This window comes from Ralstonia sp. RL, from assembly GCF_001683835.1.
In the GTDB taxonomy this organism is placed as follows: domain Bacteria; phylum Pseudomonadota; class Gammaproteobacteria; order Burkholderiales; family Burkholderiaceae; genus Ralstonia; species Ralstonia mannitolilytica.
Map to the genome: position 1 here is coordinate 24,163 of NZ_LWRX01000078.1, position 12,940 is coordinate 37,102.

The 12,940-nt window shown below is 65.3% G+C and carries 13 protein-coding genes; 5 read left to right on the forward strand and 8 right to left on the reverse strand.

Annotated features, from left to right (window positions below; all coding sequences use genetic code 11):
* The first annotated feature begins 52 nt into the window (after positions 1 to 52).
* From A6M56_RS07950 to A6M56_RS07960, 3 genes are all read left to right on the forward strand, one after another.
* Positions 53 to 382 carry a hypothetical protein gene (locus A6M56_RS07950; protein WP_045787157.1) on the forward strand — a complete coding sequence of 110 codons (330 nt, stop codon included), beginning with the start codon at positions 53 to 55 and terminating at the stop codon, positions 380 to 382.
* 244 nt (positions 383 to 626) lie between these two features.
* Positions 627 to 896: a hypothetical protein gene (locus A6M56_RS07955; RefSeq protein ID WP_062738529.1), complete on the forward strand. Its 270-nt coding sequence runs from the start codon at positions 627 to 629 to the stop codon at positions 894 to 896.
* A gap of 265 nt (positions 897 to 1,161) precedes the next feature.
* Positions 1,162 to 1,575 (forward strand): GlcG/HbpS family heme-binding protein, encoded by a 414-nt coding sequence (locus tag A6M56_RS07960; protein WP_045787155.1) that lies wholly within the window; start codon positions 1,162 to 1,164, stop codon positions 1,573 to 1,575.
* A gap of 207 nt (positions 1,576 to 1,782) precedes the next feature.
* On the opposite strand, the gene hemP is transcribed toward A6M56_RS07960, so the two are convergent.
* The 5 genes from hemP to A6M56_RS07985 form a co-directional block, all read right to left on the reverse strand.
* Positions 1,783 to 2,043 carry a hemin uptake protein HemP gene (gene hemP, locus A6M56_RS07965; protein ID WP_045787154.1) on the reverse strand — a complete coding sequence of 87 codons (261 nt, stop codon included), beginning with the start codon at positions 2,041 to 2,043 and terminating at the stop codon, positions 1,783 to 1,785.
* A 153-nt stretch (positions 2,044 to 2,196) separates the two neighbouring features.
* Positions 2,197 to 4,209, reverse strand: coding sequence for a BCCT family transporter (locus A6M56_RS07970; RefSeq protein ID WP_102079924.1), 2,013 nt, complete (start codon positions 4,207 to 4,209; stop codon positions 2,197 to 2,199).
* Between the two features lie 149 nt (positions 4,210 to 4,358).
* Positions 4,359 to 4,772, reverse strand: a complete 414-nt coding sequence (locus A6M56_RS07975; protein ID WP_045787152.1) for an ExbD/TolR family protein — start codon at positions 4,770 to 4,772, stop codon at positions 4,359 to 4,361.
* Positions 4,773 to 4,781: 9 nt separating this feature from the next.
* Entirely contained in the window at positions 4,782 to 5,510 is a 729-nt protein-coding gene (locus A6M56_RS07980) for a MotA/TolQ/ExbB proton channel family protein (protein ID WP_045787151.1), read from the reverse strand.
* Positions 5,511 to 5,555: 45 nt separating this feature from the next.
* Entirely contained in the window at positions 5,556 to 6,215 is a 660-nt protein-coding gene (locus A6M56_RS07985) for an energy transducer TonB (protein ID WP_063391351.1), read from the reverse strand.
* Between the two features lie 525 nt (positions 6,216 to 6,740).
* Between A6M56_RS07985 and A6M56_RS07990 the strand changes: the two genes are divergently transcribed.
* A complete protein-coding gene (locus A6M56_RS07990; RefSeq protein WP_045787149.1) occupies positions 6,741 to 9,056 on the forward strand; it encodes an AAA family ATPase in 2,316 nt (771 codons plus the stop codon).
* On the opposite strand, the gene A6M56_RS07995 is transcribed toward A6M56_RS07990, so the two are convergent.
* Positions 9,057 to 9,398: a DHCW motif cupin fold protein gene (locus A6M56_RS07995; protein WP_102079923.1), complete on the reverse strand. Its 342-nt coding sequence runs from the start codon at positions 9,396 to 9,398 to the stop codon at positions 9,057 to 9,059.
* 377 nt (positions 9,399 to 9,775) lie between these two features.
* Between A6M56_RS07995 and A6M56_RS08000 the strand changes: the two genes are divergently transcribed.
* A complete protein-coding gene (locus A6M56_RS08000) occupies positions 9,776 to 11,044 on the forward strand; it encodes a dicarboxylate/amino acid:cation symporter (RefSeq protein WP_102079922.1) in 1,269 nt (422 codons plus the stop codon).
* Positions 11,045 to 11,084: 40 nt separating this feature from the next.
* Here A6M56_RS08000 and murI read toward each other — a convergent pair whose 3' ends face one another.
* Both murI and A6M56_RS08010 read right to left on the reverse strand, forming a co-directional pair.
* Positions 11,085 to 11,933 (reverse strand): glutamate racemase, encoded by an 849-nt coding sequence (gene murI, locus A6M56_RS08005; RefSeq protein ID WP_045787146.1) that lies wholly within the window; start codon positions 11,931 to 11,933, stop codon positions 11,085 to 11,087.
* Positions 11,934 to 11,943: 10 nt separating this feature from the next.
* Positions 11,944 to 12,940 (reverse strand): FumA C-terminus/TtdB family hydratase beta subunit (locus tag A6M56_RS08010; protein WP_286758021.1); only part of this gene is annotated, 997 nt, incomplete at its 5' end.

The following is a 12,940-nucleotide window of genomic DNA, read 5'->3' on the forward strand; positions in this document are numbered from 1 at the left end:
TACCGTATTCCGCGCCGGCTACGGAACTTGCCCGGCGCACCAGCAGTAGGTGATGGAAATGATTCGACGCAATGTGCTGTGGATTGCAGGTGCGGCCGCACTCGCAGTGCTGGCCGTGCCGGGAGTGGCGTCGGCGCACGTGAGCGTCGGCATCGGGTTTGGCGTGCCGGTTGCGCCGGCTCCTGTGTATGTGGCTCCGGCTCCGGTGTACTATCCGCCGCCTCCGCCGGCCTACTACGCGCCGCCGCCCCCGCCGCCTGTGTACTACGCGCCGGCGCCCGTCTATTACGGTCCGGCTCCCGTCGTGGTGGGTGCGGGCTGGTACCGCTGGGGCCCGCACTATCGCTGGTACGACGGGCGCCATTGGGGGCGCTGGCGCTGAACGGCGCGATGATGCAAGGCCAAAGGCTCCTTCGGGAGCCTTTCGTTTTGGCCGTGCGCGATGGCATGGCATCTGCGTGGAGATGGAAGGACGATGCACGATCGCCGCCTCGCGACAAAGCAGCGCGGGGCAGAACCGATGGCGCGTCTGTCCGCTCGATATGGCATCCGCATGAAACGGTGCGGAAGGTGTGTGCCGGACGCCGGCGCACGGCATGTTTGCAGTACTCGTCGAAGGAGTCTTCATGCAAGTCAACACGCAACGCTTTGCAACCCGTACGCTGCTCGCAGTCGCAAGCGGCCTGGCCATGGCTGCAGGTGCGGCAGTCGCGCACGCTGGCTCGGTCGATCCATACCGGCCCGCACAGAAGGTCAGCCGTGCTGATCCCTACACGGATGGCGCCAAGGTGAACCGCGCAGACCCGTACACCGACGGCGCCAGGGTGGGCCAACGCGACCCGTACACGGAGGGCGCACGGGTGGACCGCCGCGATGCCTTTACGGACGGCGCGTGACGCGTCCTTCTGCAATGCAACATCAGGCCCGGGGCATACCCGGGCTTTTTGTTTGCACATCTGCATTGGCGGTGGCGCGTGTTAACGTCCACCCCAAGGAGGGCTGGCGCACGGCCCATCTGCGACGATACTGAAAGCACACCAGGTATCGGCTCAGTTGCGTCGGAGGCCGCGATCCTGCCGTGGAACCGACGCATGCCGGTGGCATACTTTTGCTTCGCGCGAAGTGTCGCGCATGTGCACTACGACAACCAAGGAGAACGTCATGAAAACCAAGCCCTGCCTGTGCCAGGACGATGTCACGAAGATCCTGGATGCCGCCGAGAAGGAAGCGCGGGCGCATCAATGGGCCGTGACGATCGCAGTGGTGGACGATGGCGGCCATCTCATGGGCTTGCGCCGCATGGACGGCTGTGCGGTCATCTCGTCGTATATCGCGCCGGAGAAGGCCAAGACGGCTGCGCTCGGCCGCCGCGAATCGAAGATCTACGAAGACATCATCAACAACGGCCGCGTATCGTTCCTGTCGGCGCCGCATCTGCAGGGCATGCTAGAGGGCGGGGTGCCGATTCTTGTCGAGGGCGTGTGCGCCGGCGCCGTTGGCGTGTCGGGCGTGAAGTCCGCCGAAGACGTACAGATCGCCAAGGCGGGTATTGCGGCTGTGCACGTGATCTGCTGACGCGCGTCGGCAGCGCATCGAGCGAAGGCAAGAGAGGGCGCGGCGCAGGTCGCGCCCTGTTTGTTTGAGGCAGGGAATCCGGGGCAAAGAACGGCTTGGCTGGCGTCGTCCGGCAGATGGGTCTGGAATCTGCCAACGCGAATTGACGATGGCTGGCTACGGCCGAATGTCTCCTGAGAGAGACGTCCCCACAAAAGTCGTTGCGTGCTACTTGGTCAGGATCAGCTTGCCGAAGCGCGTGACGCGCAGCGTGTACACCGCGCCGTTGTGCTGGATGGCGACGGCGCTCTGGCCGGCAAACAGCTGCTCCGACGTCATGACACGCGTGTCGCCGACGAGGGAAGCCGCCGGTGCGGCCGCCGGCGCTGCGGGTGCCGTGTTGGCGCTGGCTTGGCGCGTGCGGGCCACGATGACGTGGCGACGGCGCGTCACGGTGCGTCCTGCATCCTGGTGTTCAGCGGCGTTCATGGCGGTGTCCTGATGAAAAAGCGTTGGCTGGCAAGGCGCTGCAGTGAATGCGGAGCAGTCTAAATGAGAATCGTTATCATTACAAGTCGAATTCTTACGTGGCTGCTCGCGGCCAGCGCCAAAAAGAAAACCGGGCGTGAAGCCCGGTTCTGCTCAGGTGTGGCCCGGTGCCTCGCGTAGCAGGCGCGTACGCTCATCGGCCAGTTGCGCGCGGTAACGCTCGTAGTGGCGAAGGATGTCGGCGATGATCTCGTTGTCCCGCAGATATTCGATGTCGTAGCCTTCGCGGCCGTCTTCGAAGAACGTCACCGGTTCGTGCACGATCGCGGTTTCCGCCTCGGCCGCCTGCCGCGGTGTGGTCGCCGGCAGCAGCTTGGCAACGACGCGTACGCCGTAGACGAAATCGCGGTGCGATGCGTCCGGAATGACCAGGCGCACGCTGTCTTCCGCTTCGCGCACATGTGCCTCGATGCCGCGGGCGCGCAGTTCATCCACCACGTCGTTCATGGCGGGCCGTACGTGTCCGGCGAGGAAGGCGCGGACGTCGGCCTCGGTGGCGGGGTGGACCATCTGCGCGAGGCGCCGCCGCCAGTGCTGGCCGCTCCAGAACGACGTCGCCGGGCCAAGCTCGCGGGAATAGTGCGCGCGGTCGGCCAACATGCCGCGCCACAGCCCGTAGCACAGCAACACCATGATGATGGCCACGGGCAGCGCGGCCACGAGCGTCATCGCCTGCAATGCCTTGAGCCCGCCGGCCAGCATCAGGATGGCAGCCGTCGCACCCAGCACGGCCGCCCAGAACAACCGTTGCCACACGGGCGAATGCGCGGCACCGCGTGAAGCGATGGTGTCGATCACGAAGGCGCCCGAATCGGCCGACGTGATGAAGAACACCGCAATCAGCACGATGGCCAGCCACGACAGCGCTGTGCTGCCCGGGAAGAAGTCGAAGAAGCGGAAGAGCAGCGCATCGACATTGGTGGCCGTTTGCGCGAGGTTGCCCATGGCCGCATGCGTGTCGAGCCAGATGGCGGTGTTGCCGAAGGCCGTCATCCACAGCAGGTTGAATAGCGTGGGGGCGATGAGCACGCCAATCACGAACTGACGCACCGTGCGCCCGCGCGAGATGCGCGCAATGAACATTCCGACGAACGGCGACCACGACATCCACCACGCCCAGTACTGGATCGTCCAGTTGCCGAACCAATCGCTGGCATTGGGCGGCGTGTACGCGAACGTGCGGAAGGACAGGCTGACCAGGTTCGACAGGTAGTCGCCGACGTTCTCGCTGAAGGCCTGCAGCAGAAACACCGTGGGGCCGGCGATGATGACGAACGCCAGCAGCAGGAACGCCAGCGCGAGGTTGAGTTCGGACAGCCGGCGTACACCGTTGCCGAGCCCCGATGCCGCCGACGCGCCGGCAAGCGCAACGACGCCACAGACCAGCACGACGCGGAACGTATCGGAGTCGGTCTGCCAGCCGCCCACCAGGTGCAGGCCCGCGCCCAGCTGCAACACGCCGTAGCCCAGCGTCGTCGCAATGCCGGCGACGGTGCCGATGAGCGCGAACGCATCCACGCCATGGCCGAGCGCACCGTTGATGCGCTCGCGCAAGAGCGGATACAGCCCGGAGCGCATCGTCAGCGGCAGGTTGTAGCGGAAAGCGAAGTACGCCAGTGCCAGGCCCATCACGCCGTAAATCGCCCAGGCGTGAAAGCCCCAGTGGAAGAACGTGGTGAGCATGGCCTCGCGTGCGGCGAGTGCGGTCTGCGGGTTCGCGCTCGGCGGCTGCAGGTAGTGCTGCATCGGCTCGCCGACGCCGAAGTACATCAGGCCGATGCCCATGCCCGCTGCAAAGAGCATGGCCGTCCAGGAGACGAAGCTGAATTCGGGTTCGGCCTCATCGGGGCCCAGGCGGATATCGCCGAAGCGGCTCGCCGCCACGATGATGAGAAAGGCCAGAAAGCCCGTGACGGCCAGCGTGTAGAACCAGTCGAAGCGTCCGGTCACCCACCGTTGTGCGGTGCCGAACACGACGTCGGCCAGTTCGGGGCGAACGGCGCAGAGCACGAGCAGCAGCACCAGCGCGGCGAGGGCCGGCACGACAACTTGGGGGACGAGGGTGATACGTGGGAAGGTGGCGGGGGATTCTGAAGCGTGGGACATGCGTGCGTTGAACGATCCTGTCGACGAACTGAGGAGGGGTCACAAGTACAGCCCGCATCGTGTTGTTGCAAATATGCGGGCCCTGAAATGACGAACCCCCGTGCGGGGACGGGGGTTCTGTCGCATGCGGTGCGGCTATGCGAGCGCAATCAGTTGCGCTGCGGCTCCGTCACGAAGCCGATGCGCGCGAGGCCGCCTCGCTGGATGGAGGCCATCACCTGGGCGACGCGCTCGTAGCGCACGTTGCGGTCGGCGCGCAGGTGCATCTCGGGCTGCGGCTGCTGCTGCGCGGCTTTTTCAATGTCAGCCTGCAGCGTGGCCTCGTCGACCGGCTGGTTGTTCCAGAACACCTGGCCCTGCGCGTCGATCTCGACATTCACGCTTTGCGGCTTGGCATCGTCGGGTTTGTTGGACGCGCGCGGCAGGTCGATCTTGACCGCGTGGTTGATCACGGGAATGGTGATGATGAAGATGATCAGCAGCACCAGCATGACGTCGACCAGCGGCGTCATGTTGATCTCGCTCATCACCTCGTCATCGCTGTCGAAGGATCCGAAGGCCATGATGACTCCTTACTGCTGCTTGACCGCGGCGAGCCGCACGCTGGCGTCGTCGCGCGAAGCGCCCGGACGCAGGCGCGCGCCGGTCACGAAATACGCGTGCAGGTCGTGCGCAAAGCGGTTCAGCTTGGCGATGATCGCCTTGTTGCCGCGCGTGAGCGCGTTGTAGCCGAGCACCGCAGGAATCGCCACCGCCAGGCCGAACGCCGTCATGATCAGCGATTCGCCCACGGGGCCGGCCACCTTGTCGATGGTCGGCACGCCTACGGCGCCAATGCCGAGCAGCGCGTGATAGATGCCCCACACCGTGCCGAACAGGCCGACGAACGGCGCGGTCGAGCCCACCGACGCGAGCACCGCCAGGCCCGACTGCATCTGGCCGACCGATTCGTCGATGGCGCTCTTGAGCGAACGCGTGATCCAGTCGGAGATGTCCATCACGTCGTGCAACTGCGGCTGGCTGGCGCGGTGGTGCTGAGCGGCTTCGCGGCCCGTCTGCGCAAGCACGTAGAACGGGTTGTCCTTGGGCGAGCCCAGCGTCTGCATGGCGTGGTCGAAGTCGTCGGAGTGCCAGAAGCGCTTTTCAGCGCCCTGCGCCATCGACTTCAGGCGCACGATGTCCCACGCCTTGGTGAGGATGACGATCCACGAGGCGAGCGACATGAGCAGCAGCAGAATTGCCGTGGCGCGGGTGACGACGTCGCCTTGTGTCCAGAGGTGGGAGAGACCGAGTTCCTGCATGATGAATGTCCTGAATGAGCGAAAGGCAGATCCGGTGGGATCGGATTAGTTGTCGAGCTTGAAGACAAACGGCTTGTTGGCGACCACGGTCATGGCGCGGCCGTTCTGCTTGTACGGGCTGCAGCGCAGGTTGCGCGCGGCATCCAGTGCGGCGCGGTCCAGGCGCGGCGAGCCGCTGGACGTGATGACGGCCGTATTGGTGACCACGCCGTCCGGCCCAATGGTGACCTTGACCACCGCGCGGCCTTCCTCACCCATCTTCTGCGACATGGTGGGGTAGGTCAGCGGCGGATCGTTGCACTGGATGTCGTTGATCCCGACGCTGATGGGGCCGGCGGGGGCCGGCGCTGGCGCCGGTGCCGCTTCCACGGGCGGCGGCGGAGGCGCGGGCGGTGCGGCGGGGACAACGGGCGCGTTGTCCGATGGCGGCAGCGTGGGCGCTGGCGTGGGAGCGGGCTTGGGCCGCGCCACGGGCTTGACGATGTTCACCGGCTTCGGAGGCGTCGGCTTGGCCGGCTCGGGCTTGGGCGGCTCCGGCGCGCGCACCGGCTGCGGCGGCGTGGCCGGGATGAGGTTGACCTGCAGCTCCGGCGGTTCTTCCTTGTGCGGCGGCGGCTGGATCAGGCCGAGCTGAATCAGCATCAGCACGCCCGCGTGCAGCAACAGCACGACCACCAGAATCTTGAGAGTACGAGGGTGAATCATCAACGACCGGGAATCGAAAGCAGAAAAAGGGGTGCGATGCGACGGTGGCGGGATGGACGCCGAAAACGGCCAGCAACGTCAGCGCTTGCCGAAGACGATCAGTGAAACCCCAATGCTGATGAGCAGACTCAGGAGCAGTTCCATGGCGCCTTGCGTTGAGCCGGCGGGATCGCCGTCGGCATGACAGGCATTTTAGGCCTACAAGTTGCAACAGTGTTGCGATAAGTGGCAACGTTCTGTTCAAACGCAATCGCAACGACAGGCAAGAGTATAAACGATAATGATTCCTATTTGAGATCATTTCCTCGCCGCCCGTGGGGTGAGGCGCACATCCAGACGGCTGATAGCCCGGTGGCGCGCACGCAGGCGGTGCGGCCCGGATGGCGCCGCGGGCTCGCAACTTGCAAACACAGGGGTCGATCCGGGCTCCGCCGTGTGCGCAAACGCGCTAGGATGAAACCCATCCAAACACGGTGGCGAACCGGCCAACCGTGACCGACGCAAACGGGGAAGAAGGGGGCGACCATGGACGAAGCCAACCTCAGCATGGACGACGCCGATGACGACGGCACGTTCGTCCCCACGGGCGGGCGGCAGCCGTCGCTGCTGTCGTCGCTCGATTCCATGTGCGCGCAATTTGCGCTGCGCACCGTCTGCGCGATGGGGTTGCGGTTCAACCTGCGCACGAACATCAACGACATCCTGACCGTCTGTGCACCGGAGCTGATCTGGCCGGTGACGGTCATCCACCGCCTGCAGCGCTTCCTGGCGGCCCGCTGCGCCGACATGCCAGGCTGGCGGGCCGTCGGCAAGCTGGATCTGCCCACCTTCATGGATCGCCACGGCCAGTGGAGCAGCGCCTTCGACGAAAGCTCGCTGTTCTACTACCTCGATGAATACGTCAAGCACCACGCGAAGGACATGTTCACGGTCTTCGGCGCCTCCTGCCAGGCGCTGGGCGAGCGGCTGGCCGGCGAGCGCGTGCTGCTGGTCGGCAACATCGACATGCTGGCGCGCGTGCTCGGCCTGCCGCCGCATGAGCGCGCGCTGCTGCTGTTCGCCTCGCTGGTGAAATACAAGCGCGATCTGCGTGCGGTGATGGTCGACTGCAAGGTCGCGCACAGCCAGGAAGCCTTCCAGTTGCTGGCCAGCCTTGCCGGGGCGAGTACGGCGGAGGTGGCGGCGTCGTTGCGGCCGGGGTCACGGCTCGAGACGCTTGGTCTGATCGAGCCGCCGCTGCCGGAGAACAGCGTCACCGATCTGGGCGACCTGATGCGCATCTCCGACCGCCTGCTGCATGTGCTGCTGGGCGATTACGCCAGCGAGGCGGAGATGATGGCCGTCTTTACGCGCCCCGCGCCGCCGACCACGCTGTCGCAAGCCGATTACCCGCATGTCGAGACCGATGCGCGCTACCTGACCGCATTGCTCGAGAACGCCTCGCGACAGCGCGCGACCGGCGTGAACATCCTGCTCTACGGCGCGCCCGGCACCGGCAAGACCGAGCTTGCGCGCGTGCTCGCGCGTGATGCCGGCTGCGACCTGTACGAGGTGGATTGTCTGGACAAGGACGGCAACAGCCTCACCGGGAAAGACCGCTATCGCTCCCTGCAGGTGTCGCAGGCGTTCCTGCGCGGGCGGCCCGGCGCGGTGCTGCTGTTTGACGAAGTGGAAGACGTGTTTCCCGGCCCCACGCGCGAGCTGATGAGCCTGTTTGGCCACGAAGAGCCGCGCGGCTCGGTCAACGGCAAGGCGTGGGTCAACCAGACACTCGAGCAGAACCCCGTGCCGGTGATCTGGGTATCGAATTCCATCCGGCAGATCGACCCGGCGTATCTGCGCCGCTTCCAGTTCCACCTGGAGCTGAAGGTGCCGCCGCCGACCGTGCGCGAGAGCATTATCCGCAAGCATCTGGAAGGGCTCGATGTGTCGGATGCGTTCATGGCGAAACTGGCCGCGCGCAAGACGCTCACGCCCGCGCAGATTGATTCCGCCGCGCGTTTTGCGCGCCTGACGCAGCCGGCCATGGAGGAATCCGCAGAATCGCTGATCCTGCGCCAGCTTGATCACGCCGACCAGGCCATGGGGCTGCGGCCGGACGTGCAGGCGCATCGCGTCGTCACCGAATACAAGCTGGACTATCTGAACCTGGAGACGCGCTTTTCGGTCGAGCGCATCATTGACGCGCTGCGGGCGCGCAAGCGCGGCACGCTGTGCTTCTACGGGCCGCCCGGCACCGGCAAGACGGTGCTGGCCGAACACATTGCCGGCGAGCTCGATGTGCCGCTGATGATCAAGCGCGCGTCCGACCTGATGAGCAAGTACGTGGGCGAGACCGAGCAGCAGATTGCGGCAATGTTCGCCCGGGCGGAAGAAGAGCGCGCGCTGCTGCTGCTGGACGAGGCCGACAGCTTCATGCAGAGCCGCCAGGCCGCCGTGCGCAACTACGAGGTCTCCGAGGTCAACGAGATGCTGCAGGGCATGGAGCGCTTTGACGGCATCTTCATCTGCACGACCAACCTGTTTGATCGCATCGATGAAGCGGCGCTGCGGCGCTTTGCCTTCAAGATCCGCTTCAAGCCGCTGATGCGGCAGCAGCGTGAGCAGATGTTCATTGCCGAAGCGCTGGGAGGAAAGGCCGAGGCGCTCAAGCCGGTGTGGCGCGAGATTCTTGCCTCGCTCGACATGCTCACGCCCGGGGATTTTGCGGTGGTGAAGCAGCAATCGGTGCTGCTCGGCGAGGCGCTGGAGCCGGAGGCCTTCCTCGCACAGCTGCGCCAGGAGCACTCCATCAAGCCCGAGCTGCGTGAACGCCGGTCGATCGGCTTCACGCAGCGCTGATCAATCGACGATAAACAGCTTCGCGCCGGTCTTCGTGGACGACAGGTGCGCCTCGGCATCGTCGCCGACCTGGTAGCTCATGCCGGGTCTGAGGGTGAACTTGCGGCCGTCCTGCAGCGTGGTTTCCAGCTCCCCCTCCAGGCAGAACAGGACGTGCCCCTTCTTGCACCAGTGGTCGGCCAGGTAGCCCGGTGTGTATTCCACCATGCGCACGCGAATCCGGTTGCGTTCGTCGCCAAAGTCGCGCGTGCGCCAGATGGCGAGACCGGTTTCTCCGCGATGTTCGGTCGGTTCGACGGTAGACCAGTCCGTCGTGCCGAAGGGGAAGGGGGCCATTTTCATCGCAATGTTCCGGTGTGTGACGAGAGGCCTTGATGGTAGCAGTGGCTCGAGTGCTCATCACGTCTCAATCGAGGTGATCTACGCGCGGCTTCTGGGCACGCCCCGACGGCATTGCGCGGCCGTCAATAATGGGGACGCCGGCCCGCCATTCCAATGTTGATGCGGCGTTGCAGCACGCCGCCGATGACCGCACAGCAATGTATGCAGAAAATGCATGGTGCTATGCAACATCGACATAACGATGGCCATGCGCTTCTCTAATATCGTCGCTTTTTACAAAGCGTGACGAACGTGGGCCGCCTTGAACGCTTGGCCGCCCCATGAGATCCGCGTCCTGCGCGCAGCCTGTGCGGCCCGCGCCATCCTTGGAGAAAGTCTTGAACACCAAACGTCTGACCTCGCACATCGGGGTCGCCATGCTGCTGGGCATCGCCGTGGGCTGGGGCTGCCACGAATACGCCAAGGACGCCGCGGCGGCCAAGGACATCGCTTCGTACTTCAGCATCATCACCGACATCTTCCTGCGCATGATCAAGATGATCATTGCGCCGCTGGTGTTTTCGACGCTGGTGACTGGGCTGGCGAGCATGAGCGGCGGCAACGCGGTCGGCCGCGTGGGCCTGCGCGCGATGATCTGGTTTGTGTGCGCTTCGGCGACCTCGCTGGCGCTGGGCATGGTGCTGGTCAACTTCTTCCAGCCCGGCGTGCACATGAACTTGCCGCTGCCGGAGGTGACTGCCACGTCGGGCCTGAAGACCGGCGACTTCACGCTCAAGGCCTTCATCACCCACGTGTTCCCGCGCAGTATCGTGGAGGCCATGGCCACCAACGAGATCCTGCAGATCCTGGTGTTCTCACTCTTCTTCGGCGCTGCGCTCTCGACGATGAAGAACCCGATGAAAACCGTGATCGGCCGCGGCCTGGAAGAGCTGACCAAGCTGATGTTCCGCATTACCGACTACGTGATGCGGTTTGCACCGCTGGGCGTGTTTGCCGCCATGGCCGCTGCCATCACGGTGGAAGGCGTGGGCGTGCTGTGGACGTACGGCAAGCTGATCGGCGAGTTCTACCTGGGCCTGGCGCTGCTGTGGGCGATCCTGTTCTTCGTCGGCTATGTGCTGCTGGGCCGTTCGCTCGGGCGCCTGCTGGGGCTGATTCGCGAGCCGACCATGCTGGCGTTTGCCACGGCGAGCAGCGAATCGGCGTATCCGAAGACGATGGAAGCGCTGGAGAAGTTTGGCGTGCCCAAGCGCGTGGCCAGCTTCGTGCTGCCGCTGGGCTACTCGTTCAACCTCGATGGCTCGATGATGTATCAGGCGTTCGCGGTGCTGTTCATCGCGCAGGCGTACAACATCCAGATGAGCTTTACGCAGCAGGTCACGCTGCTGCTCGTGCTGATGCTCACGAGCAAGGGCATGGCCGGCGTGGCGCGCGCCTCACTGGTGGTGGTGGCGGCCACGCTGCCGATGTTCCATCTGCCGGAAGCCGGTCTGCTGCTGATCATCGGCATCGACCAGTTCTTCGACATGGGCCGCACGGCCACCAACGTGATCGGCAACAGCCTGGCCACGGCCGTGGTGGCGAAGTACGAACCGGCTGAAGAAGAAGGCGAGGGCGAAGTCGCCGCGCAGCCGAACCTCGGCTAAGGCCCAAAGTAAAAACGCCACCTACCCAGGTGGCGTTTTTTTATTCAGCTTGCGAAGCGAGGGAGGTCGCTGCAGGGGTGAGCGGCGCATCGCCAATGTCGACGCGCTGCGCCATGGGCGCCTCTCCCAGCAATGCAGCCACCATGGCTTGCAGCGGAAGCACGTCGCCGGTGCTCATGAAGCGCGGCGAAGCAGCCTGGCCTGACGCGTGCAAGCCCGCCGCCGCCAGCGTGCGGCCGAGATGGCGCGCGACGGCATGTCCTGTGTCGATCAATGTCAGCCGGTCGCCCGCAATCTCGCGGATGGCATCTTCCAGGAATGGGTAGTGAGTGCAGCCGAGCACCAGCGTGTCGGCATTCGCATCGAGCATCGGTTGCAGATAAGCCTGCAGCAGCTCGAGCACGGCCGGCGAATGGGTATCGCCGCGTTCAATCAGCGGGACGAGGCCGTAGCCGGGTTGGCTCAGCACTTGGCAATCGCCGGAGGCAGCGGCCAGCAGGCGTGCAAATTTCTCGCTGCGCAGGGTGCTTTCAGTCGCCAGAACGCCGACCACACGGCTCTTCGACGTGGCAACCGCCGGCTTCAAGCCCGGCTCGACGCCGATCACCGGCACCGCGAGTTTTTCGCGCAGCACGTGCACGGCCTGCGCCGTGGCGGTGTTGCAGGCGATCACCAGTGCCTTGCAGCCTTGATCGACGAGCCATTCGCACACACGCAGCGTGCGATCGGCAATGTATTCGGGTGATTTTTCCCCGTACGGGGCATGGCGGGAATCCGCCAGGTAGAGAAGCGATTCGGCCGGCAGTTCGGCGCGAATCGCGCGCAGGACGGAGAGCCCTCCGAGGCCGGAATCAAAGACTCCGACCGGTGCCTGCGCGCGTGTGGTCATGTTGCAGCGATCAGGCTGCGGCGACGGGGATCTTGCCGATCTTCGCCTGCCATTCCGCCGGGCCGGTCTTGTGGACCGACGTGCCGGAGCTGTCCACGGCCACAGTGACCGGCATGTCCTTCACGTCGAACTCGTAGATGGCTTCCATGCCGAGGTCTTCAAACGCCAGCACCTTGGCGGCGCGGATGGCCTTCGACACGAGGTAGGCCGCGCCGCCCACGGCCATCAGGTAGGCCGACTTGTGCTTCTGGATGGCCTCGATGGCCGCCGGGCCGCGCTCGGCCTTGCCCACCATGGCGATCAGGCCCGTCTGGGCGAGCATCGTCTCGGTGAACTTGTCCATGCGTGTGGCCGTGGTCGGGCCTGCCGGGCCGACGACTTCATCGCGCACGGGGTCGACCGGGCCGACGTAGTAGATCACGCGGTTGGTGAAGTCGATCGGCAGCTTCTCGCCCTTGGCGAGCATGTCGGCGATGCGCTTGTGCGCGGCGTCGCGGCCGGTCAGCATCTTGCCGTTGAGCAGCAGCGTCTGGCCCGGCTTCCACGAGGCGACTTCTTCCGGCGTGAGCGTGTTCAGGTCGACGCGCTTGGACGTTTCCGTGTTGGGCGCCCACTCGACCTTCGGCCATTGCGACAGGTCCGGCGCTTCCAGCTTGGCGACGCCGCTGCCGTCCAGCGTGAAGTGCGCGTGACGCGTGGCGGCGCAGTTCGGGATCATCGCCACGGGCAGGTTGGCTGCGTGGGTCGGGTAGTCGAGGATCTTCACGTCCAGCACGGTGGCCAGGCCGCCCAGGCCCTGCGCGCCGATGCCCAGCGCGTTGACCTTCTCGTACAGCTCGATGCGCAGTTCTTCCACGCGGTTGCGCGGGCCGCGGGCGATCAGGTCCTGGATGTCGATCGGCTCCATCAGCGCTTCCTTGGCCAGCAGCATGGCCTTTTCAGCCGTGCCGCCAATGCCGATGCCCAGCATGCCCGGCGGGCACCAGCCGGCGCCCATGGTCGGCACG

Excerpts from the sequence above, each read along its gene's own strand:
- A6M56_RS07950 (WP_045787157.1), top strand. The coding sequence starts at position 53 with ATGGAAATGATTCGACGCAATGTGCTGTGGATTGCAGGTGCGGCCGCA.
- A6M56_RS07955 (WP_062738529.1), top strand. The coding sequence starts at position 627 with ATGCAAGTCAACACGCAACGCTTTGCAACCCGTACGCTGCTCGCAGTC.
- A6M56_RS07960 (WP_045787155.1), top strand. The coding sequence starts at position 1,162 with ATGAAAACCAAGCCCTGCCTGTGCCAGGACGATGTCACGAAGATCCTG.
- hemP (WP_045787154.1), bottom strand. The coding sequence starts at position 2,043 with ATGAACGCCGCTGAACACCAGGATGCAGGACGCACCGTGACGCGCCGT.
- A6M56_RS07970 (WP_102079924.1), bottom strand. The coding sequence starts at position 4,209 with ATGTCCCACGCTTCAGAATCCCCCGCCACCTTCCCACGTATCACCCTC.
- A6M56_RS07975 (WP_045787152.1), bottom strand. The coding sequence starts at position 4,772 with ATGGCCTTCGGATCCTTCGACAGCGATGACGAGGTGATGAGCGAGATC.
- A6M56_RS07980 (WP_045787151.1), bottom strand. The coding sequence starts at position 5,510 with ATGCAGGAACTCGGTCTCTCCCACCTCTGGACACAAGGCGACGTCGTC.
- A6M56_RS07985 (WP_063391351.1), bottom strand. The coding sequence starts at position 6,215 with ATGATTCACCCTCGTACTCTCAAGATTCTGGTGGTCGTGCTGTTGCTG.
- A6M56_RS07990 (WP_045787149.1), top strand. The coding sequence starts at position 6,741 with ATGGACGAAGCCAACCTCAGCATGGACGACGCCGATGACGACGGCACG.
- A6M56_RS07995 (WP_102079923.1), bottom strand. The coding sequence starts at position 9,398 with ATGAAAATGGCCCCCTTCCCCTTCGGCACGACGGACTGGTCTACCGTC.
- murI (WP_045787146.1), bottom strand. The coding sequence starts at position 11,933 with ATGACCACACGCGCGCAGGCACCGGTCGGAGTCTTTGATTCCGGCCTC.